The 22113-nt window shown below is 70.9% G+C and carries 18 protein-coding genes; 4 read left to right on the forward strand and 14 right to left on the reverse strand.

The window, feature by feature from the left end; translation table 11 throughout:
- Positions 1–21 precede the first annotated feature (21 nt).
- Positions 22–630, forward strand: a complete 609-nt coding sequence (locus tag ACVCAG_RS36915; protein WP_440071216.1) for a TetR family transcriptional regulator — start codon at positions 22–24, stop codon at positions 628–630.
- On the opposite strand, the gene ACVCAG_RS36920 is transcribed toward ACVCAG_RS36915, so the two are convergent.
- The 4 genes from ACVCAG_RS36920 to ACVCAG_RS36935 are packed head-to-tail and all read right to left on the reverse strand — an operon-like array spanning position 624 to position 4423.
- The gene (locus ACVCAG_RS36920; protein ID WP_447191250.1) at positions 624–1649 is read right to left on the reverse strand and encodes an ABC transporter ATP-binding protein; all 1026 of its coding nucleotides are present in this window, start codon (positions 1647–1649) and stop codon (positions 624–626) included. The two genes, ACVCAG_RS36915 and ACVCAG_RS36920, sit on opposite strands and share 7 nt — an antisense overlap.
- Positions 1649–2422: an ABC transporter permease subunit gene (locus tag ACVCAG_RS36925; protein ID WP_440086903.1), complete on the reverse strand. Its 774-nt coding sequence runs from the start codon at positions 2420–2422 to the stop codon at positions 1649–1651. Before ACVCAG_RS36925 ends, ACVCAG_RS36920 begins: the two co-directional genes overlap by 1 nt.
- The gene (locus ACVCAG_RS36930; RefSeq protein WP_440086904.1) at positions 2415–3299 is read right to left on the reverse strand and encodes an ABC transporter permease subunit; all 885 of its coding nucleotides are present in this window, start codon (positions 3297–3299) and stop codon (positions 2415–2417) included. The genes ACVCAG_RS36925 and ACVCAG_RS36930 overlap by 8 nt, the downstream gene beginning before the upstream one ends.
- On the reverse strand, positions 3296–4423 hold the full coding sequence (locus ACVCAG_RS36935; protein ID WP_440086905.1) for an extracellular solute-binding protein: 1128 nt from the start codon (positions 4421–4423) through the stop codon (positions 3296–3298). The genes ACVCAG_RS36930 and ACVCAG_RS36935 overlap by 4 nt, the downstream gene beginning before the upstream one ends.
- 313 nt (positions 4424–4736) lie before the next feature.
- On the opposite strand from ACVCAG_RS36935, the gene ACVCAG_RS36940 reads away from it, so the two are divergent.
- Both ACVCAG_RS36940 and ACVCAG_RS36945 read left to right on the forward strand, forming a co-directional pair.
- Positions 4737–5720: a hypothetical protein gene (locus ACVCAG_RS36940; protein WP_440086906.1), complete on the forward strand. Its 984-nt coding sequence runs from the start codon at positions 4737–4739 to the stop codon at positions 5718–5720.
- Between the two features lie 46 nt (positions 5721–5766).
- Complete coding sequence (locus ACVCAG_RS36945; RefSeq protein ID WP_447191251.1) at positions 5767–6855, forward strand: SIS domain-containing protein; 1089 nt, start codon at positions 5767–5769, stop codon at positions 6853–6855.
- On the opposite strand, the gene ACVCAG_RS36950 is transcribed toward ACVCAG_RS36945, so the two are convergent.
- Both ACVCAG_RS36950 and ACVCAG_RS36955 read right to left on the reverse strand, forming a co-directional pair.
- Positions 6845–7444 carry a DUF742 domain-containing protein gene (locus ACVCAG_RS36950; RefSeq protein ID WP_447191252.1) on the reverse strand — a complete coding sequence of 200 codons (600 nt, stop codon included), beginning with the start codon at positions 7442–7444 and terminating at the stop codon, positions 6845–6847. The two genes, ACVCAG_RS36945 and ACVCAG_RS36950, sit on opposite strands and share 11 nt — an antisense overlap.
- A 1-nt stretch (position 7445) precedes the next feature.
- Positions 7446–10418, reverse strand: coding sequence for a sensor histidine kinase (locus ACVCAG_RS36955; RefSeq protein WP_447191253.1), 2973 nt, complete (start codon positions 10416–10418; stop codon positions 7446–7448).
- Between the two features lie 389 nt (positions 10419–10807).
- Here ACVCAG_RS36955 and ACVCAG_RS36960 point away from each other — a divergent pair, with 389 nt between their 5' ends.
- Positions 10808–11833 carry an ABC transporter substrate-binding protein gene (locus ACVCAG_RS36960; RefSeq protein ID WP_440086911.1) on the forward strand — a complete coding sequence of 342 codons (1026 nt, stop codon included), beginning with the start codon at positions 10808–10810 and terminating at the stop codon, positions 11831–11833.
- 136 nt (positions 11834–11969) lie between these two features.
- Here ACVCAG_RS36960 and ACVCAG_RS36965 read toward each other — a convergent pair whose 3' ends face one another.
- From ACVCAG_RS36965 to ACVCAG_RS37000, 8 genes are all read right to left on the reverse strand, one after another.
- The gene (locus ACVCAG_RS36965) at positions 11970–12557 is read right to left on the reverse strand and encodes a GTP-binding protein (protein WP_329091201.1); all 588 of its coding nucleotides are present in this window, start codon (positions 12555–12557) and stop codon (positions 11970–11972) included.
- Positions 12538–12900: a DUF742 domain-containing protein gene (locus ACVCAG_RS36970; protein WP_362840796.1), complete on the reverse strand. Its 363-nt coding sequence runs from the start codon at positions 12898–12900 to the stop codon at positions 12538–12540. Before ACVCAG_RS36970 ends, ACVCAG_RS36965 begins: the two co-directional genes overlap by 20 nt.
- 39 nt (positions 12901–12939) lie before the next feature.
- Complete coding sequence (locus ACVCAG_RS36975) at positions 12940–13362, reverse strand: roadblock/LC7 domain-containing protein (RefSeq protein WP_440086912.1); 423 nt, start codon at positions 13360–13362, stop codon at positions 12940–12942.
- Positions 13359–16241, reverse strand: coding sequence for a nitrate- and nitrite sensing domain-containing protein (locus tag ACVCAG_RS36980; RefSeq protein WP_440086913.1), 2883 nt, complete (start codon positions 16239–16241; stop codon positions 13359–13361). Before ACVCAG_RS36980 ends, ACVCAG_RS36975 begins: the two co-directional genes overlap by 4 nt.
- 249 nt (positions 16242–16490) lie before the next feature.
- Entirely contained in the window at positions 16491–18767 is a 2277-nt protein-coding gene (locus tag ACVCAG_RS36985) for a [protein-PII] uridylyltransferase (RefSeq protein ID WP_440086914.1), read from the reverse strand.
- A 3-nt stretch (positions 18768–18770) separates the two neighbouring features.
- The gene (locus ACVCAG_RS36990; protein ID WP_329091194.1) at positions 18771–19109 is read right to left on the reverse strand and encodes a P-II family nitrogen regulator; all 339 of its coding nucleotides are present in this window, start codon (positions 19107–19109) and stop codon (positions 18771–18773) included.
- Positions 19106–20419 carry an ammonium transporter gene (locus ACVCAG_RS36995; protein ID WP_440086915.1) on the reverse strand — a complete coding sequence of 438 codons (1314 nt, stop codon included), beginning with the start codon at positions 20417–20419 and terminating at the stop codon, positions 19106–19108. The genes ACVCAG_RS36990 and ACVCAG_RS36995 overlap by 4 nt, the downstream gene beginning before the upstream one ends.
- A 517-nt stretch (positions 20420–20936) precedes the next feature.
- On the reverse strand, positions 20937–22112 hold the full coding sequence (locus ACVCAG_RS37000) for a ZIP family metal transporter (RefSeq protein ID WP_440086916.1): 1176 nt from the start codon (positions 22110–22112) through the stop codon (positions 20937–20939).
- Position 22113: the final 1 nt, after the last annotated feature.

A 22113-nucleotide genomic window follows, 5' to 3' on the forward strand; every position in this document is an offset into this window, starting at 1 on the left:
GTTTTCAACGAGCGGGGGAATATGACGCGCAAGGGACGGGCGGACCGGCGCCTGGATCTCATCGCGGCCGCACACCGGGCGATCGTCCGGCACGGCACCGAGGGGGTGCACCTCAACCACGTCGCCGAGGAGGCCGGTCTGACCTCCGGAGCGGTCCTCTACCACTACCCGCGCCTCAGCGAGTTGCTGGTCGACGCCCACCACGCCGGGATGGAGCGCTTCTACGAGCAGAGGCTCAAGCGGATCAGCGGCATGCGCGACCCCGCGGAGAAACTCGTCGTGACCATCCGCTCGGGACTGCCGCACGGCCCGGACGACCCGGACGTCCGGCTGCTCAACGAGCTCGGCGGCGCCGCGGCCCGCAACAGGATGTACGCGCTCCTGCTGACCACGCTCTACGACCGCCAGGTCTCGCTCTACCAGAGCATCCTCGACACCGGGGCCGCCCTGGAGACCTTCAGGCTGTCCGGCGACTCGCTGCCCATCGCCCGCAACCTCGTCGCGCTCGAGGACGCGTACGGCTACCGCATAACGGCCCGCCATCCGGTGATCGGCACGCAGGAGGCGGCGGAGCTCATCCTCGACTACGCCAGGACCGCGACGAACAACCCGCTCAAGTCTTCTCATTGAGGGATCAGCACTCCGTCCCCGTCCGCCCAGTCGAGCGCGACGGGGGAGCCGGCACGCACCTGCGTGGCCCCGGGGGTGGCCACCAGGACGGGCGTGGGGCGCCCGCTCACCTGGACCGACACGTGCGAGACGCCGCCGAAGAAGCTCACGTCGACGACCTCGCCGCGCAGCACCCCCTCGGTCCCGAGCCTGAGCCGCTCCGGCCGTACGGCGAGCAGCGCGGGCGTGCCGTCGGGCAGGTTCGAGACGCCGGGAAGCACGCCGAGCCCGTCGCCGGCCAGGCCGACCGAGCAGGCCCTGCCGGGGAAGATGTTGTTGGCCCCCACGAAGCCGGCGACGAACGGGGTGCGCGGGCGCTCGTACAGCTCCACCGGGGCGTCGACCTGCTCGACCGAGCCCGCGTTGAAGACCGCGATCCTGTCGGCGAGCGACATGGCCTCCTCCTGGTCGTGGGTGACCACGACGAAGGTGATGCCGACCTCGTTCTGCAGCCGCTTGAGCTCCAGCTGCATCTCCGCGCGCACCTTCTTGTCCAGCGCGGACAGCGGCTCGTCGAGCAGCAGCAGGCGCGGCCGCTTCACGATCGCGCGGGCCAGCGCGACCCGCTGCCGCTGGCCGCCGGAGAGCTGCTGCGGCCTGCGCCCGGCCATGGCGTCCAGCCCGACCTTCTCCAGCACCTCGCCGACCCGGCGGCGGATCTCCGCCCGGCCCAGCCTCTCCCGCTCCAGGCCGTACGCGACGTTCTTCGCCACGGTCATGTGCGGGAACAGGGCGTACGACTGGAACATCAGGTTGACCGGGCGGCGGTGGGCGGCCTGGCCGAGCAGGTCGTCGCCGTCGAGCGTGACGGAGCCCTCGTCGGGTGACTCGAAGCCCGCCAGGATCCGCAGGAGCGTCGTCTTGCCGCAGCCGCTGGGGCCGAGCAGCGCGAAGAACTCGCCCTGCCGGATCTCCAGGGAGACGTCCGACAGCGCCGTGACGTCGCCGAACCGGCGGCTGACACCTGTGATCTTCAGCATTAGGACAGCGACTCCGTCAGTCGGGTCATCCGCTGGGTCACGATCACCGCGGTGAAGCTCACCAGCAGCAGCAGCGTGGCCAGCGCGTTGATCTCGGGGGTGACCCCGAAGCGGACCATTGAGTAGATGACGATGGGCAGGGTCGGCGTGGTGGGCGCGGCCGTGAAGTACGCGATGACGAACTCGTCGATCGAGAGGGTGAACGCCAGCAGCGCGCCCGCCGTGATGCCCGGCGCCAGCTGCGGCAGCGTGATCCGCAGGAACGTGGTGAACGGCGTCGCCCCCAGGTCCCTGGACGCCTCCTCCAGGGAGGTGTCGGCTCCCGCGAGCCGGGTGCGCACCACCGCGGTCACGAACGCCATGCCGAACACCGTGTGGGCCAGCAGCACCGAGTGCAGCCCGAGGGTCGACTTGATCGTGGCGTAGAACACCAGCAGCCCGATGGCCAGCACCAGGTCGGGCAGGACCGCGGGCAGCACGCCCAGCGCGTCCAGCGTCCGCGACCTGGTGTGCCGGGCCAGGCCCACCGCCAGCAGGGTGCCGAGCACCGTGGCCAGCACGGTGGAGCCCGCGGCCACGACGAGGGTGTTGACCAGTCCCTCGCGGATCTTGGCGTTCTGGGCGAGGACGCCGTACCAGTCCAGGCTGAAGCCCTCGTAGACGTAGGGGGACTCGCCGGCGTTGAACGACATCACGACGAGCACGGCGATCGGCGTGTAGAGGAAGACGTAGGTCACCCAGAAGGGGACGTACAGCAGGCGTGATCTACGCACGTCGGGCACTCCAGGCCTGCAGGAGCAGCAGGACGATCAGCACGGCGATCAGCGCCAGCGCGAGGGTGGATCCGAACGGCCAGTCGCGCGCCTTGAGGAACTGGTCCCTGATCAGGTTGCCGACCATGATGGAACGGCCGCCGCCGAGCAGTTCGGGGATGATGAAGTTGCCGAAGCTCGGCACGAAGACGAACAGGCAGCCGGTGAGCACGCCCGGCAGGGTGAGCGGCAGCGTCACCGACGCGAACGTGCGGACCGGCGAGGCGCCGAGGTTGGCCGAGGCCTCGCGCAGCTGCGGGTCGAGCTTCTCGATCGCCGCGTACAGCGGCAGGACCATCAGCGGCAGGTACGAGTAGACCAGGCCGGTGACGATGGTGCCCTGGTTGTAGAGCAGCTCGAGCGGCTTGTCGATCAGCCCCAGGTCCAGCAGGGTGCTGTTGACCAGGCCGGGGCCGCTCAGCAGGATGATCCAGGCGTAGATGCGGACCAGGAAGTTGGTCCAGAACGGCAGCACGATCGCCACCAGGGCGATCGTCTTCCACTTCCGCGGGAGCTGGGCGATCAGGTAGGCCGTCGGATAGCCGACCAGCAGGGCGATCAGCGTGGCGATCGTGGCCAGTTTCAGCGAGCCGAGCACGACGTCCAGATAGAGCGGGTCGAGCAACCGGGCGAAGTTCTTGCCCGTGACCTCGTAGACCACCCCGCCGAACCGGCCCCTGCGGAACACCGTGAAGCTGAGCAGCAGGGCGAGCGGTACCAGCAGGAGGACGAGCAGGTAGGTCAGACCGGGCCCCAGGAAGACGAGCCTTCCCAGGGCACGCGACCGGCGCGCCCGCGATCTCGCGGACGCGCCGGAAACGACGGTGGAACGTGTCACTGCTTCGCCGAGACCTCGGTCGCGAGCTGGGTGAACTTGACCGAGTCCTCGCCCAGGTCGATGATCGACTCACCCTTGAGCAGGTCGGACGGCGTCATCTGCAGCGGGGCGTTGTCGGCCTTGAGCTTGGCGTCCATCGCGTCCATCGCGGCCTTGTTCGGGACCTTGTAGAGGATGTTCTCCGCGGCCCAGCCGTGGACCTTCGGGTCCAGGATGTAGTTGATGAAGGCGTGCCCCGCCTCCTTGTTCTTGGAGGACTTCAGCACGACCATGGTGTCCACCCACAGGTCGCTGCCCTCCTTCGGGATCACGAACTTGATGTTCTTCTCGGTGGTCGGGCACCAGCCGTCCCACGCCTCGACCATCACGGCCTCGCCCGTCTTCAGCTTCTCGCCGAAGGTGGTGTCGTCGTAGCCGAGCAGCTTCGGCTTGGCCTCGAGAAGCTTCTCCTTGACCTTGGCGATCTCCTCGTCGCTCTTGGTGTTGACCGAGTAGCCGAGGGCCTTGATGGCGGGAAGGGCCAGCCAGCGCTCGGTGGTCATCATGGTGACCTTCTTGAGCGCCTCGGCCGGCGGGTCGAGAATATCGTTCCAACTCGTCGGCGCGGTCTTCACCAGGTCGGTCCGGTAGCAGATGCCCGTGGTGCCCCAGGTGTAGGGGACCGAGAAGACGTTGCCCTTGTCGTAGGACAGCTCCTTGGCCTCGGGGTAGAGGTTCGCGAGGTTCGGGATCAGCTCGGGGTGGATCGGCTCCAGCAGCCCAGCCTCGTTGAGGGCCTGGGCGTACTGGCCGGAGACGAAGGCCACGTCGAGACCGGTGTCGGTGCCGGCGGTGAGCTTCGCCATGATGTCCTCGTTGGTGGCGTGCTCCGTCACCTTGAGGGTGGTCTTGAGGTTGTCCTTGATCCGCTGGGGCAGGTCCTCGGGCGTGTAACCGGCCCAGACGGAGATCGTGACGCTCTGCTTGGAGAGGTCGGCGTTGGGGTTGAGCTGCGCCGACGAGGCACTGGCGGCGGGCGCGGCGGCGGTGTCCGCGGCCTCACCGCCGCAGGCCGAGACTGCGAGCGCGAGACCGGCGACCAGGGCGGCGACCGGAAGACGACGGGTGTACCGGGTGCGGGACACGGCCGCTACTCCTTCAGAATTCAGTGTAATTGGGGTAGACCGGCCGTTGGGGACACGGCAGACCAAAGCAGGAGTGTTGCAGTCAACATTAACTTGAGCAAGACTTCCCCCGACATCACCCCTGGAAAGTCTGGTCCGTTTGTTAAATCCTGCTTCAATCTGGGACCGGCTCGACACGGTTCCCCGGGCCGGCGACGGGCGGACCAGTGAGCTCCTCGCGGCTCTGACCTGCGAGGTCCCGGCGCCATTCGACGTCCGCCGATTCCATCCGCTTCCCGTGCCGATCACTACTCTTTTCTCAATCGACACTCAATTGTCATCGACCGGCGAGGGCGTCCGAGGCCCCGAACGAGGGTTCGAGGTCGACCAGACCAACCACTCGGTGGTCGTCGGCGAGAGAGTCGTCGTGAAATGGCTCACCCCGCCCGCGCCGTTCCCCCAGCCCGCGCCCGACATGTTCGCGCACCTGGCGTCGGTCGGCTTCACCGCGACCGCCACGCCGTACGTGTCCGTCTCCCGGCGCGCCGACGACGGCTCCGAGCTGCTGATCGCCCTCGTCACCGCGTACCTGCCCGGCGCCGCGGACGGCTGGGAGTGGTGCGTGGACGAGGCCGTCTCCGGCGGCACCTCCTTCGCCGCCGACCTGGGCGTCCTCGCCGCCGACCTGCACGCGGCGATGGCGACCCCGTCCGCGACCTTCCCCGACCCCGTGGGACGCGCGGACGCCGTACGGGCGGGAGAGAGCCCGTGGTCGCTCCGGGCGGGCGAGGCGCTGGAGGAGGCACTGGCGCTGACCGGCGGCGAGGACGGCGACTGGCTCGCGGAGCGCGCCGGCGCGCTCCGCGCCGAGCTGGCACCCCTCGCCTCCGCGGGGGCCACCCCGCTGATCCGCATCCACGGAGACCTGCACGTCGGCCAGATCCTCCGCTGGCGGGACGGCTACGCGGTGATCGACTTCGACGGCAACCCGACCGTCGCGGACGCCGACCCCTTCCAGCCCGCGGCCCGTGACCTCGCCCAGCTCACCACGAGCCTCGAACACGTCGGCCAGGTCGCGATCAGGCGCCGCGACGCCGACCCCGAGGTGATCGCCGGCTGGTCCGCCGCGGCCCGCGCCACCCTGGAGTCGGCCTACCTCGGGCGGCTGGCCGAACGGGGTCACGCCGCGCTCCTGGACCGTTCCCTGCTGCTCCCGTTCGAGATCGAGCAGGAGTGCCGCGAGCTCGTCTACGCGGCCAGGCACCTGCCCCGCTGGCGCTACGCCCCGATGGGCGTGCTGCGGTCCCGATACCGATGAACCCGACGAATCCGAAGAACCCGACGACCTCGATGGAGGAGAGACCGTGATCCCCGAGCTGTACCTCGCCGATCTGGAGGCCAAGCCCGCCGCGCTGGCCGCCCTGGCCGACGCCCTGGAGGCGGGCGACCCCTTCGCGGGGATCCCCTCGGGGATCCGGCGGGTGCTCCTCCTCGGCATGGGCAGCTCCCGCTACGCCGCCCGGGTGGCCGCGCTGCGCCTGCGGGCCGCGGGGGTGGACGCGGTGGCCGAGTACGCCTCCGCGGCCCTGTCCTACCCGCCGGCCCCGGACACCCTGGTGGTCGCCATCTCCGCCACCGGCGGCAGCCGGGAGACCCTGGACGCGGTGGCCCGCCACCGGGGCCGGTCCTTCGTCCTCGCGCTGACCAACAACCCGGACTCGGCCGTCACCGAGGGCGCCGACCTGGTGGTCCCGATGGTGGCGGGCGAGGAGCGCGGCGGCGTCTCCTGCCGGACCTTCCAGCACACCCTCGCCCTGCTCCTGGCACTCGGCGGCCATCTGACCGTCCCCGGCTGGGGCGGGCGTGTCCCGGCCGGGGACGAACCCGGCGGTTTCGGCCGGGACGTGCCCGAGCTGCTCCGCCGTACGGCCGAGGCCACCGCCGACCTGCTCGACCGCCGCGACGAGTGGCTGGAACCGGCGGCGGCGCTGCTCGACGGCCCGCACGGCGTCTACACGATCGCTCCCGCCGAGCACCTGTCCTCGGCCGAGCAGTCGGCGCTGATGTTCAGGGAGGGCCCCCGCAGGGCGGCCGACGCGTGCGAGACCGGCGACTGGGCCCACGTGGACGTCTACCTCACCAAGACCCTCGACTACCGCGCCATCCTCTTCCCCGGCTCCCGCTACGACGAGCAGGCCATGGACTGGATCGGGCAGCGCGGCTCCACCGTCCTGGCCGTCGGCGGCGAGCTTCCCGGCGCCAGGGCCTCCGTCCGCTACCGCCACGACGACGACCCCGACGTGGCGCTGCTGACCGAGACCCTGGTGGCCGAGCTCGTCGCCGCCCGCTGGTGGCTCGCGGGAAACCGACGCGGGCTCCCCGCCCCGCCCTCGCGCGAAACCGTCTCGGGCTCCCCCGCCCCGAGGCCGTCCCGGCGGGACCTCAGCCCCTGAGGTGGTTGAGGACGCGTTCGAGCAGGTCGGGCCCGGGACCCGCCGCGGTGACCCGGGGATGGTGGATCCGCACCAGGCCCTCGGACTCCATGTCGGAGACCAGGACGCGGGTGACGCCGAGGGGGACACCCAGGAGAGCGGATATCTCCGCGATCGAGCGGATGCTGCGGCACAGATCGCTGATGAAGCGGTATTCCCGGGTGTAGGACAGGCCGAGCGGGGTCGTGGTCGTGGTCGAGACCAGCGCCTCCATGGCGAGCTTCGAACTCGGCACGACCCGTCCCCCGGTCACGGCGTACATCCGGACCAGCGCGCTCTCCTCCTCGGCCGGCTCGTCGTGCTCCGGCTCGTACCCGAGGCGCCCGTCCCGCCGGGTTCCGAACCCGGGCGGCTCCTCCGGGGAGCCGTATCCCGGCGGCTCGGCCCCGGCACCGTGCGCGGGCGGCGCCGCGGGCCATCCGTGTCCCCCGGGCTCGGCCCGGAGGCCGTAACGGGGCGTGTCGTCCCACCGCTCGTCCCACCGCTCCTGCTGAGGGGGGGCGTGACCGTCGCGAAGCTCGCGCCCGTGGTCCCGGTTGCCGGTCCGCACGCTATTCCTCCTGCTTCGGAAGCTCGTTGCGGGCCTTGCGCACGCCCTCCTGGAAGCTCGCCATGCGGCTGCGCACCCGCTCGGGCGAGAGGGCGGGCCTGGCCGGCGCCGGCGCCGGGGACTGCTCGGACCGCACGGGCGGCGTGACCGAGCCGGGGACCAGGTTGGCCCGGGGAGTGCGCCTGGGCAGGCCGGCCTCGGTCGTACCACCGAGCACGGGAGCGCTCGCCACCTGCGCGGCCTGCCAGCCGAGGTCACCGGGCGAGGTCCACGGCTCGGGCTCGGCCCGGGGTTCCTCGGAGGCGAGGTCACCGAAGCCCTCAGAAACGCCCTCAGAAACGGAGTCCTCAGAAACAGAACCCTCGGAAACGGAGTCCTCGGAAACGGGACCGGAGGAGTCGCCGGAAGCGGCACCCGTCTCGGGGCGGGCCGTCCGCGCACCGGGATCGCGGGGGGAGGCGGCGGTCCGGAACCAGCCGGACTCGACCGCGGCGAAGATCGGCAGGAAGTCGTCCTCCCGCTCCGCCGGGATCCCCTCACCGGCCTCGTCCACCGCGGGAAGGCCGTCGAGGAAACCGGGCGAGCCGTCGAGCGGACCGGGAGGGCGGCCGAACGGGCCGCGGGGCGGCTGCGGGAACTCCCCTCGCTCCCCCGGGGGGCGGATCCGCTCCGCGGGCGGGCTCCACACGCTCCGCGCGGCCTCCTCCGGCCTGGTCCGCGAGGGCAGCGCCGGCCTCGCCGCGGGAGGCGCCTGCGCGGCCGTGGGCGCCGCGAGCAGCGGAACCCGCGACGGCGGGCCCGCGACACCGGGAACCTGCGGGACCGGAGCGGCCGGATCGTCCTCGTCGTCGTCCGGGGTGTGCGGGAACGGCGGAACAGGCGAACCGCCCGCGTCACCGGGGAACGTGGAACCGTCCGCCTCCACGGAGAAGCCGACCACACCCGCGGGAAGACCCGCCACACCCGCCGGCGTACCCGGGAAGGCCGTCGCGGGCCGCGGGTAGCCGGTCGGCAGGCCCACGATGGGCGGCAGGACGAGGAGCGACTCGGGAATCATGATCATCGCGGTCAGGCCGGCGTCCTGGGGGCGGAGCTGGACACGGATGCCGTGCTTGAGCGCGAGGCGGCTGACGACGAACAGGCCCATGTGGCGGGCGATCGAGGCGTCGGCGGCCTGCGGGTTGGCCAGCCGCCGGTTGACCTGGGAGAGCTCGTCGAGCGTCATGCCGATGCCCTTGTCGGTCACCGAGACCATCACACCGCCGTCGTCGACCCGGCTGCTGGACACCGTGACCCTCGTGTCAGGCTGGGAGAACGAGACGGCGTTCTCGACCAGCTCGGCGAGCAGGTGGACCACGTCGCTCACCGCGGGGCCCACGACGGCGACCTCCGACTGGACCCGGTTCGTCACCCGCTCGTAGTTCTCCACCTCCGACAGCGCGGCCCTGACCACGTCCATCAGCTCGACCGGCTGCCTCCAGCGCCGCGCCACCTCCTGCCCCGCGAGGACGAGCAGGTTCTCGCTGTTGCGGCGCATGCGGGTGGCGAGGTGGTCGAGCTTGAACAGGTCCGCCAGCCGCTGGTCGTCGCGCTCGCCGCGCTCCAGCCGCTCGACCAGGGTGAGCTGGCGTTCCACCAGGCTCTGGCTCCGCCGCGAGAGGTTGACGAACATCGCGTTCACGGTGGCGCGCAGCCTGGCCTCCTCGCCCGCCAGCCGCACGGCCTCCCGGTGGACCTCGTCGAACGCCCTGGCGACCTCGCCGATCTCGTCGCGCGACAGCACCCCGATCGGCGGCACGTCGGCGGCGGTCTCCCCTTCGCGCGACTCGCGGACCCGCTGGACGTACGCGGGCAGCCGCTCCCCCGCGACTTCCAGCGCCTCCCTGCGCAGCCGTCTCAGCGGCACCACCAGCGAGCGCGCCACCCCGACGGTGATCGCCAGCACGAGCGCGAGCAGGGCGGCGACGGCCGCGGCGACCATCAGGGCGTGGCTCTGCTCGGTGTCGCCGAGCCGCTGGCTGCGCGCGACGATGTCCCGGGCGTGCCGCTCCTCGACCTCGCGCATGTGGCCGATGGTGACGGTGACCGCGTCGTACCACTCCTTGGCGTCGTCCTTCCGCTCCAGGGTCAGGCCCCTCAGCGGGGCGCCGGAGGCCGCGCGGAGCAGGACCAGCTCGCGCAGGAGCTCGGCGCGTTCGGCGGTGCGGCCGTTGACGGTCTCGTCGAAGAGGCGGCGGTCCCGGCTCCCGGCCTCGGCGGCGAAGGTCCTGCGCTCGTTGCGCTCGGTGGAGAGCGCGCCGAGGAACTGCTCCATCTGTCCCTGCTCGAACCGGCCCGCCACGAGCACCACCGTCAGCAGCGCCCGCTGGAAGGAGATGGCCTCCTTGGCGCGGGCGAGCGCGTCCAGGGTGATCGCCTGGCCGAACAGGACGTCGTCGGCGCTGCCCTTGCCGAGCTCGTCGTACAGGGAGAGCAGGTCGGCGATGAGCAGGGAGTAGGCGGCGATGGCCGCGTCGGGCAGCAGCGTCGACCTCAGCGCCTGCTCGCGCAGCGGGAAGAGGTCGTCCAGCCGGGTGATCGCGCTCTCGACCTCGTCCCTGGTACGGCCGCTCACCTCCTCACCGAGCAGGGAGCCGCTCTCGCGGACGCGCGCCGCGGAACCGTCGACCAGGTCCATCTGGGCCCGCACGTTCTTCACGCCGCTCTCCGGACGGCCGAGGGCGATGAACCAGGCGGTGTGGTCGCGTTCCTCGGCCAGTTCGTGGGTGAGCGTGCCGATGTGGGCGGAGAGCCGGGCGAGGTCGTTGACCCGCTGGTAATCTCCCGCGGCGCGCATCGAGGCGAACACCTGGACACCGCCGAGCAGCACCGCGGCGATCGTGGGCACCAGAACGAGCGCGACAAGGCGCCGGCGTACCCGCCAGTTCCGCGGGCGCAGGCGACTGCCCGCGTCGTGGATCTCGTGTGGACTCACCGAACGCTGCCCTCTCGGTGGATGAACCTCTGGCCGAATTTCCCATGGTCCCCGGCAATTCGAGCACATATCAACCCGTGGGGCCAAGCGAACGCAGCTCGGTAAATGCGGTGTTCCCGGCGAGACAGGGACCGAACCCGGGGCTCCAGCTATGGCTGGAACCCTGTTTCCGGCCCCCCGAATACCCTCATTAGGTACTTCTCGACCTTTATGACCGTTTGCATCGTTCCATTCTGCGGCCGCGAGAGCCCGCCACGGGGGCGCGTCAGCCGCCGGGGAATCACAAATTGTGATTCGCCATATTTACGCCATATCTTGACCCCCTACATCCGTAGCCCGCACCGCGCCCCCGGCCCGCCGAATCCGGGCGGCGAGCCCTGGAGGAGACCGTGGCCACACCCGGCGACGTCGCGAGCCAGGTTCGCGGCTCCCGCCCGACCGCCCGCGCCCTGTCCCTCCCCCGGCTCCCCCTCCCCCGCCGCCTCCTGGCGCTCGGCGCGGCCACCGCGTTACTCGTCTCCCTCGCCGCGTGCACCGGCCAGGACGCACCGGCTCCCCCGGCCTCCGGCGGCGGGACCGTGAGGATCGCCCTCCACGAAGGGGCGGGCTACGAGGCCGGCGCCGCCGTCATCGGCCGCCTGCTCGCCCAGGAGCTCGGCCACCGGGCGCAGACCGTGAGACTCACCCCGTCCGAGTCCTGGGAGGGCCTCGAGAAGGGCACGGTGGACGTGATCGTGGAGAATTGGGGGCGGGAGGCGCTGAAGCGGACCTACATCGAGGAGAAGAAGGTCGCGGTCTCCGCGGGAAGGAGCGGCACCAGGGGGGTCATCGGCTGGTACGTGCCCCGGTGGATGGTGGACGAGTATCCCGGGATCACCGACTGGCGGCAGCTCAACAGGTACGCCCACCTCTTCAAAACGGATAAATCAGGTAATTTAGGTCAGCTTCTCAACGGGGACCCCTCGTACGTCACCAACGACGAGGCCCTGGTCCGCAATCTCGGCCTCGACTACCGGGTCGTCCACGCGGGCAGCGAGAAAGCGCTGATCGACGCCGCGAGACAGGCGACCCGCGACCGGACCCCGCTGCTGATGCACTTCTACGAGCCGCAGTGGCTCTTCACCCAGATCAAGCTGGCGAAGGTCGACCTTCCGCCGTACGCGATCGGCTGCGACGCCGACCCGGCCAAGGTGCGGTGCGACTACCCGCCCTACCTGCTCGACAAGATCGTGAGCAGGCGGTTCGCCGACACCGGGGGCAGGGCCTACGAGCTGGTGCGGAACTTCTCCTGGACGAACGAGCAGCAGAACGCGGTGGCGAACGACATCGTCGACAACGGCCTCGACCCCGCCGAGGCGGCCCAGAAGTGGATCAACGCGAACAGGATCACCTGGAAGGAGTGGATCCCGGACTGACGGGTTCCCGGGTCGCGTTCCGCCGGCCGGCACGGCGCGAACCGGACACCGGACCGCGTCCCGCTCCGGAGACGGCCCGGAACCCGGTCCGGGACGGGCCCGCGGAGCGCGGGCCCGTCCCGGAGGGAAAGCGTTGCTACACCGACGTGCCGTAGGCCGTGCGGACCCGCAGCACGTGCTCGACCAGGGTGATCAGCGTGCTCTTCACCGAGTCGCGGGAGCGGGCGTCGGTCCGCACCACGGGGATGTGCGGGGCCAGCGTCAGCGCCTCGCGCACCTCCTCCTCGTGGTGCGGGAACTCGCCGTTCCAGCCGTTGACACCGACCACGAAGGGGAGCTTGGCCTCCTCGAAGTAGTCGATCGCCGGGAAGCCGTCGGCCAGCCGCCGGGTGTCGATCAGGACCACCGCGCCGATCGCGCCGCGGACCAGGTCGTCCCACATGAACCAGAACCGGTGCTGACCCGGCGTACCGAACAGGTACAGGATCAGATCACGGTCCAGCGAGAGACGGCCGAAGTCCATCGCGACCGTGGTGGTGGTCTTGTGGGGAGTCAGCCCCAGGTCGTCGATCCCGGCGCTGGCGTCGGTCATCACCGCCTCCGTGGTCAGCGGCACGATCTCCGACACCGCCCCCACGAACGTGGTCTTGCCGACGCCGAACCCACCCGCGACAACGATCTTCGTTGACGTCAGGCCACCCTGGCTAGAGCCTGCGAAGTCCACTGAGAACCCTTTCGAGCATGTTGAGGTCCGGTTGTCCCTCGTTGAGATGCGGCTGGTGGATGCGGACGAAGCCCTCGTCGACCATATCCGCCACCAGCACGCGGGCCACGCCGAGCGGCACCTTCAGCAGAGCCGAGATCTCGGCGACCGACCGGTACGAACGGCAGAGCCTGATGATCGCATCCTGCTCGGGGGTGAGCAGAGCCAGGTCCTCCTCCATGATGAAGGAGGAGGAGACCAGCGCCTCCATCGCCATGTGGAAGCGCGGCTCCGACCTGCCGCCGGTGACGGCGTACGGACGGAACAGGGGCTCGTCGTCCCCGGTTCCGTCAATCCCGAGCACGAGCCTCTCCCGTGAGGAGACCGGGCGTGAGCGCGGTCATCACCGGCCCCGGGAGGACTGCAGCTCGGCGCGGAGCGCCGGGGTGAGCACCTGTCCGGCCCTGTCGACGAGCAGGGTCATCTGGTACGCCACCAGGCCCATGTCACAGTCGGGAGAGGCCAGCACGGCGAGCACGGAGCCGTCGCTGATCGCCATGACCAGCAGCAGGCCGCGCTCCATCTCGACCACCGTCTGGGTGACGGCGCCTCCCTCGAACACGCGGGAGGCGCCCACCGTCAGGCTGAGCAGGCCCGCCGCGACGGCGGCGAGCTGGTCGGCCCTGTCGGGGGGAAACCCCTCGGAACTGGCGATCCTCAGCCCGTCGGCGGAGACGCACACCGCGTGCGCGACACCTGGCGTGCCGCGGACGAACTCGGTGATCAGCCAGTCGAACCTGCGTGCCTCATGACTCAGGGTCGTCACGAGCCCTCCTCCTTGTCCACCAGGCTCCTGGTGGTGGTATCGACTACTTCGGCACGGCCCCGCCGTACACCTTGCTGGAAGCTGGACAGACGGCTGCGCACCCTGTCCGGTGACATGGGCGGCACGGGGCTGGACGGTACGGCCGCGGCCGTACCGGGGACGAGATTCGCCTTGGGAGTGCGCTTGGGCAGGCCCGCTGCGGTCACCCCGCCGAGCGCGGGCTCACTCGCCGCCTGGGCGGCCCGCCACCCGGCGTCGGCGGGGGTGTTCCAGCTGTCCGGCTCGGCCGCCACCGCCCTCACCTGCTCTCTCGTCGGCGGTGTGTCGCGAGCCGGCTCGCGGACCGGCATGCCGGTCGGGGGTGTCGGCTCCTCCCCCCACGCCGCCTCCGGATCGGAGAGCTCGCCCTCCGATCCGGAGGATGACGCCCGTCCCGGGGATCCGCCCGTGGCCGGCTGCTCGCCCGGCCCCTCCGCCCGGCGGAACCAGGCCGACTCGATCGAGGCGAAGATGGGCAGGTACTCCTCCTGCTCGGCCTCGAGCGGGGAGACGCCCACCGCGGGCATCGCCCCCACCGCCGTGTCCTCGTACGAGGACTGGCTCCAGGCGGAGAAGTCGGAGACGGGAGCGCCGTTGCCGTTGCCGTTGACCTGTCGCTTGGGCAGCGGCGGGCCGCTCCTGGCCGGGCCGCCGGGCGGGCCGGAGGGAATACCCGGTGCCGGGGGGGCACCGAACGGCGGGGCGGAACCGAACGAGGGCGGGTCCACCGATGTCTGCCCGAACCCCTCCTGACCGAACGCCTCCTGACCGAACGCCTCCTGCCCGAATGTCTCCTGCCCGAACGAGGCCTGCCCGAAGGGATTCGACCCGAACGGGGACTGTCCCTGCTCGAACGAGGGGTGGGTGTGTCCGAACCCGGGCCGGGACTGCCCGTACGAGGGCTGCCGACCGGCCGGTCGACCCGCGGGCGTCTGCGCGAAGAGGTCCTGCGCGGGAGCCGGCTCGGCCCCCCAGGAGGGCGTCTGGACCGGCTGGACCGCCTGGACGACGAGCCCCGGCGGGAACAGGACCATGGCGACGAGACCGCCGCCCTCCTGCGGGCGCAGCTGGACCCGGATGCCGTGGCGCAGCGCCAGGCGGCCGACCACGAACAGGCCCATGCGCCGTGACACCGAGACGTCGACGACGGGCGGGTCCGCCAGCCGGCGGTTCGTCTCGACGAGTTCCTCGTGGGTCATGCCGATGCCCGGGTCGCTCACCGCGAGCAGCGCGCCGCCGCCCTCGATCACGCTGCTGGAGACCACGACCTGGCTGGCCCGGGGGGAGAACTGCAGGGCGTTCTCCACCAGCTCGGCGACCAGGTGCACGATGTCGTTGGCGGCGCTGCCCGCGACCGAGATGGTGCGGTGCACCTTGACCTGGACCCGCTCGTAGTCCTCGACCTCCGACAGGGAGGCGCGGACGACGTCGACGAGCTTGGCCGGCTGGCTCCGCCTGCGGGTCGGCTCGTGACCGGCGAGGACCAGGAGGTTCTCGGAGTTTCGGCGCATGCGGGTGGCCAGGTGGTCGAGCCTGAACAGGTCGGCCAGCCGGCCGCCGTCCTCCTCGCCCTTCTCCAGGCCGTCGATCAGCGAGATCTGCCGCTCGACCAGGGTCTGCGTGCGCCGCGACAGGTTGACGAACATCGCGCTGATGTTGGAGCGGAGCTCGGACTCCTCTGAGGCCAGGCGCACGGCCTGCCGGTGGACCTCGTCGAAGGCCTTGGCGACCTCCCCGATCTCGTCGCTGGTGTCGACCGAGATGGGATCGACGTCGGGTGTCCGGGTGTCGCCGGAGACCCGCAGGCGCCGCACGACCTCGGGAAGCCGGAAGCTCGCCACCTCCAGCGCCTCGGCGCGCAGGCGGCGCAGCGGCGTCACCATCGAGCGGGCGATGACGACCGTGAGGCCGAGCACCAGCAGGAGCAGCAGCAGGATGAGCCCGGCGGTGATGATCGCGTTGCGCTGCTCGGCGTCCTCCAGGTCCCTGGCCCGGGTGACCACGTCGCCGGCGACCTGGGTCTCGACCTTCCGCATCCGGTCGAGGACCACGCTGTTGTCCGAGAACCACTGCTTGACCTCGTTGAAGTCGGACAGCAGCCGCCCGGTGCGCGAGGGATCGCTGGCGAGCACGATCACCCTGGCCTTGATCAGCTCGGCCCGGTGGACCCGCTCGTCGATCAGGGCGGTGACGAGGAGCTGGGCGTTGTCCGGGCTCGCCTCGACGCCGAAGTCCGCCTCGTACTCGTCCATCCGGGAGCGGGAGGCGATGAACTTCTCGACCTCCTGCGGGTTGATCAGCGAGGGCGCGTAGTAGCCGGCCAGCAGCCGGGCGCGCTGCTTGGAGACCTCCTCCTTGGCGTACGCCAGGGCGCTGAGCGCGCGGGTGTTGCCGATGATCTCCGGGTCGTCACTGACCAGCGTGAGCTCCTCGTGGAGCGTCAGCAGCGGGGCGATCATGGAACTGTACCGTTCCACACGGTTGATGCCCGGCAGGCGGCGCAGCTCCGGAAGGCCCTCCAGCTGGTAGGACACGTTCCTGGCCGCCTCGACGACCCGGGCGCCGTAGGAGTCGTCGATCGCCTGGACTTCCAGCCGCACCTTCCTGGCCAGCGCGTCCACGGTCCTGCGCTGCGCGTCGGAACTCTCCTTCAAGCCCTTGTTCGAAGGCTGGAACGACGACCACGCGCCTCGGTCACGTTCCAACCCGAGCGCCTGGGCCAGGTCACGGAGACCGCCCGAGTACTCCGCCGCGGTGGCGGTCCGCTGGTACCCGGCCACACTGTCCACGGAGGCCACCACGCGCGTGCCGGCGAGCACGACGCCCACTGCCGTCGGCACCAGGATCAGGGCCGTCAGACGCGAACGGACACGCCAGTTTTTCAAGCCGAACCGGGCGGCAGGCCGCTTGCCACGGTCGGGTGCCGAAGCACCTCCGCTTTCGGATGTCGCCGTAGTCACCGCTCTCGCTACCCCTCAATCACGACACAAGTGGACAACATCAGACCACAAGGTCATGGGAAAGAATCGGCAAAACCGACATAGCGACTTTAATCGTTACGAAGGCGACGAGGGACCGATTTTTTACGGTTACCGCAGGGCAGCCAGCACCTGATCGCGCACCTGCGCCCGCTGGACCTCGTCGGTCAGCGGACGGCCGGCTCTGTCGACCACGTAGAAGACGTCCACCGCCTCTGCGCCGAGAGTCTCCACACGGGCGGCCCGTACGTCAAGGCCACATTCACCGAATGCTCTACCAATCCGCCACAAAAGTCCCGGACGGTCATGGGCCCGCACCTCGATGACGGTGGCGGTGTTGGACGCGTCGTCCACCAGGTTCACCCTCGGCGGCGCCACCGGCACCCGGGCCGGGCGCATCGACCTCGTCCTCCTGGCCAGGCGTTGCTCGATGTCGAGGCGGCCGGCCAGCACCAGGCGCAGGTCGGCCTCCAGCGTCGCGGGGTCGGGCGGCGAGCCGTACTCGGGCACGACCGAGAACTCGATCACGGCGGTCGTCCCCGCCGAGGCGGCCGACGCGGCGCGGACCACCATCCGGTGCGCGGCCAGCACCCCGGCCGCGCGCCAGAGCAGCCCGGCGCGGTCGGGCGCGACCACGGTGACCGCTCCCCCGTTGACGCGTACGGCGCCGCCGCCGTGGCGGGCCAGGGACGCCTGCTCCACCGAGAGGGACGGCGCGGGGCGCAGCGGGGTTCCCGAGAGCGCCGAGCGGACCCGGCGTACCAGGTCGGCGACGAGCGAGGCCTTCCACGAGTTCCAGGCGGCGGGCCCGGTGGCGTGGCCGTCGGCCACGGCGAGGGCCGCCAGCAGTTCGAGGACCTCGCGCGAGCCGACGGCCTCGGCCACCCGGGAGATCGTCACCGGGTCGTCCAGGTCGCGGCGGGTGGCCGTCTCGGGCAGCAGCAGGTGGTGGCGGACCACGGTCTCCAGGATGTCGACGTCGGCCGGGGGCAGGCCCATCCGGGCCCCGATGTCGCGGGCGACGACGGCGCCGGTGGTGGAGTGGTCGCCGGGGTATCCCTTGCCGATGTCGTGCAGGAGCGCCGAGATGAGCAGCAGGTCGGGCCGGGAGACCTCGCGGGTGAACGAGGCGGCGCCGGCGGCGGCCTCGATCAGGTGCCGGTCGACGGTGTAGCGGTGCACCGGGTTGCGCTGCGGGCGGTGCCGCACCCGCTCCCAGTCCGGCAGCAGGCGGACCAGCACCCCCGCCTGGTCCAGCTCCTCCCAGACCGGCACGGCCGCGCGACCGGCGCCCAGCAGTGCCACCAGCGCGTCACGCGCCTCGTCCGGCCAGGGCACGGGCAGCGGCGGCGACTGGGAGGCCAGCGTGGTGACCGTGGCGGGTGCCAGCGGCAACCCCGCCTCGGCCGCCGCCGCGGCGGCGCGCAGCACCAGGACCGGGTCCTTGCGCGGGTTGACCCCGCGGGCGAGCACGACCTCCCCGCCATGCTCGACGACGCCGTCGGCGAGCGGGCGGCGGCCGCGGGGGGTGGGGCCGGTCAGCAACCGGTCGACGGTGCGCCAGGTGGCGTCGAAGGCGTGCCCGATCGTCCTGGCGGCCTCGGCGAGCCTGCGCATCAGCGCCTCGGCGTCGAGCAGGCCGAGCATCCCGGCGACGGCGTCCTGTTCCTGGAGCACCAGCCTGTCGGCGCCGCGGGCGGTCACCAGGTGCAGGCCGTGCCGGATGTCGAGCAGGAGCTCGTAGGCCTCGCGCACCCGGGGGCCGGGCGCCGAGGCGACCCAGGCCGCCGCCACGGCCTGCATCGCCTGCACGTCGCGGATGCCGCCGCGGGAGTCCTTGAGGTCGGGCTCGAGCAGGAACGCCAGTTCCCCGCTGGCCTCCGCCCGCTTGTCGGCGGCGTCGCGCAACTCGCCCAGGCGGCGCCGGGAGTCGGCACGCCACTCGGCGAGCACGATCTCGCGCGCCGAGCGGGTCAGCTCCGGGTCTCCCGCCACGTGCCGTGCCTGGATCAGGCCGAGGACCGCCTTGAGGTCCTCCCTGGCGACCTTGGCCGCCTCGTCCACCGTCCGCACCGAGTGGTCGAGCCCCACCCCGGAGTCCCAGATCGGGTACCAGATGCGGTCGGCGACGCGCGCCACGTCCTCCCGCCCGTCGTGGAGCAGGACCAGGTCGAGGTCGCTGCCCGGCGCGAGCTCGGAGCGTCCAAGACTCCCGACCGCGACGAGCGCGACTCCGGTGAGGGCGCCGCGCTCGTCGTTTCTCGTCGTTCCCCCGTTGGGCCCGTACGGCGTGCCGACCGCGGTGCGGACCAGGTCCGTCAGCCAGCGGTCGATGTCCGCGGCCCGTTCCTTACGGGCCGCGGCGTACGAGCGCGTGTCGCCTCTCACCGGTTAGAGCGCCTCGGGTCCGCGTTCCCCGGTGCGGACGCGAACGACCGTGTCCACCGGAACGGACCAGACCTTGCCGTCACCGATCTTGCCGGTCTGCGAGGCCTTGACGATGACGTCGATGACGTCCTCGGCGTCCTCCTCCTCGGCGAGCACTTCGAGGCGGACCTTGGGCACCAGGTCGACCTGGTACTCGGCGCCGCGGTAGACCTCGGTGTGACCGCGCTGGCGGCCGTAGCCGCTGGCCTCGCTGACCGTCATGCCCTTGACCCCGAACTGCTCCAGGGCCGCCTTCACGTCGTCGAGCTTGAACGGCTTGATGATCGCTGTGATGAGTCTCATGCGTCCACCTTCTTAGACGCCGGGGTGGGGGCCGGGCCGTTGACGGCGGCCACACCCGAGGAGTGGATGGTGCCGAGGTCGTAACCGGTCTCGGCGTGGGAGGTGATGTCGACGCCGGTGATCTCTTCCTCGGCGCCGATGCGGAAGCCGACCGTCTTGTCGATGATCTTAGCGATGATCCAGGTGATGATGAAGGAGTAGGCGCCGACCGCGACCGGGCCGAGAACCTGCAGGCCCAGCTGCTTGACACCGCCACCGTAGAAGAGGCCGGTGCTCTGCTGCTCCAGGAACGGGTAGGCGGCGATGAAACCCAGGGAGACCGCGCCGATCACACCGCCGACCAGGTGCACGCCGACCACGTCGAGGGAGTCGTCGTAGCCGAACTTGTACTTCAGGCCCACCGCGTAGGCACAGACCGCACCGGCGACGAGACCGAGGACGAGGGCCGCCCAGGGGTCCACGAAACCGCAGGCGGGGGTGATGGCGACCAGACCGGCGACGGCGCCGGAGGCGACACCGAGGCTGGTGGCGTGGCCGTCGCGCATCTTCTCGACCACGAGCCAGGCGCCCGCCGCGGCGGCGGTGGCGATCTGGGTGTTCATGAACGCCAGGCCGGCGGTGCCGTCCACCGCGAGCTCGGAGCCCGCGTTGAAGCCGAACCAGCCGAACCACAGGAGACCGGCGCCGAGCAGGACCAGGGTCAGGTTGTGCGGCCGCATCGGCTCCTTGCGCCAGCCGGCGCGCTTGCCGAGCACGAGCGCCAGCGCCAGCGCCGCGGCTCCCGCGTTGATGTGGACCACGGTGCCACCGGCGAAGTCCTCGATGCCGAGGTTGAACAGCCAGCCATTGCCCCAGACCCAGTGGGCCACGGGGAAGTAGACGATGGTCGCCCAGACGATGGTGAACAGCACCCAGGCGCCGAACTTCGCGCGGTCGGCGATGGCACCGCTGATCAGCGCGACGGTGATGATCGCGAAAGTGAGCTGGAAGGCCGAGAAGACCAGGCTCGGCATACCCGTGCCATCGTCCTTGGTGGCGGTGTCGACCAGGCTCTGCAGCCCAAGGGCGTCGAAGCCGCCGATGAACTTGTTGACGAGCTCGCTGCCGTTGTCGGTGAAGGTCAGCGAGTGCCCGTAAAGCACCCATGCGATGGTGACGGTGATGATGCTGACGAACGACATCATCATCATGTTCAGGACACTCTTGGCCCTGGTCATTCCTCCGTAGAAGAACGCAAGGCCGGGAGTCATCAACAGCACCAAGGCGGTGGCTGTGAGCATCCAGGCAGTGGTGCCGCTATCGATCTTCATTCGACGCGACCCTCCCTTACAAATGGCGTGTGGCCGGTTTCACAGTCGCAGTGATCGCTTCCTGGGCTCCATCGACCGGCCGCGCACTGACGTTGCGCCACAGCGTGTTCTTCCACCGTTTCAAGGTGCGACCTTGTGTGTTTCACATCTGTGAATCTCGGCCGCATGGTGTTTCAGCCATGTTTCGGATGCGGTGCGCCATAACCTGGGGTTGACCGTAAAAGGGCCCAGATGACCTCCGCCTAGGGGTTCGCAGAGACTTCGACACCCCCGTTCATGATCGGCGCCACGCCCACTCGATCCGGGCGGAAGCCGAGCCGCAGCCCCCGGCCACGGCCTCACCCGGGCAACGGATCGGCCCCGCCGCCGTTCACGCCGCGGTGGGCGGGCACTCCGGACGGCCGTCTCGGTCGATGTCCCGTGGTTCAGGCCTCCGGCCTGCTCGGGCGCGGTGGTTACGGGCTCCTTTCGAGCCGCGGCGACTTTCACGAGGCGGATCTCGTCGCGCGTGGCGGGGTCAGGTCAGGAGGCCCGTGGCGTACATGAGGGCCATTCCGGCGAGGATGCCGGCGATGCCGAGAGGGTGCAGCAGCCGTCCGGTCTCGTCACGTACCGATGGCGCGATCTGGAGGATCACCTGCACGATCGCGCCGACCCCCAGACCCAGCAGCAGCGCGGCGATCGCGGGTTGCACCGTGGCGGCGCCGAGCCAGGCGCCGAGGATGGCCGGGCCGCCGGCGACGAGGCCCAGCAGTGCCAGCCTCGGCGGTGAGACGCGTTCCTCGCTGACCGGGGCGACGATGGCGAGGCCCTCGGTGGTGTTGTGGATCGTGAAGCCGACGACGAGCGTCGCGCCGAGGGCGAGCGCGCCGACGGCGTAGGCCGAGCCGATCGCGAGTCCTTCGCCGAGGTTGTGCAGGCCGATGCCGACGGACACGAGCAGCGCCAGGCGGTGGCCGCCCGCCTGTCCCGGTCGTGCGGCCATCCAGGCGTGCACGCCGGACAGCAGCAGGTACGCGGCGACGGCGCCCATCGCCACGAGTCCGGCGCCGCCGAGCCCGCTCGCACCGGCGTTGGCGACCTCCATGCCTTCGAGTGCCGCGTCGATCGCCAGCCAGGCGAGCAGGCCGATGGTCAGTGCCATCAGGGCGCGGATCCAGGAGGGAGGTACGCGCCGCAGCCACGGCAGCCAGAGCATCCCGATGGCCACGGGGATCACCCCGACGTATGTCCCCAGGAGCGTCATCAGGCCGATGAATCCAGACGGGTCGGGGGTCGTGACGGCGACGGGGATGTCGTGGGTGACGACGCCTCCGGTGGAGGTGAGGAGCGTCACCTCGTAGGCCTCCGCGTCGACCCATGGGTAGGTGATCCGAACGTTGGCGGAGCCGAGGCGGCCGATCTCCGGCTCGCTCGTCCGAAAGTCGGTGAAGGCGTCGTTGACCGCGACCTGGACGAGAGCGACCGGATCGGCGCCCTGGTTACGCACGACCAGTTCGATGGAGCCCGCGCCGAGTATCGTCCGCTCCACCGTGAGCTCCTCGGCCGGAGGGCCGTTGCGCGAGGTCAGGCCGGGGCCGTCCAGAACGGCGAGCCCCGCGACGGCGACGGCGATGACGCACAACGGCAGGAGACCGAGCAGCCATGTGTTCAGGCGGGTGCCACTCGGATGACGTGCCCGGCGTTCCTCCACG

It is taken from the genome of Streptosporangium sp. G12 (assembly GCF_052983175.1).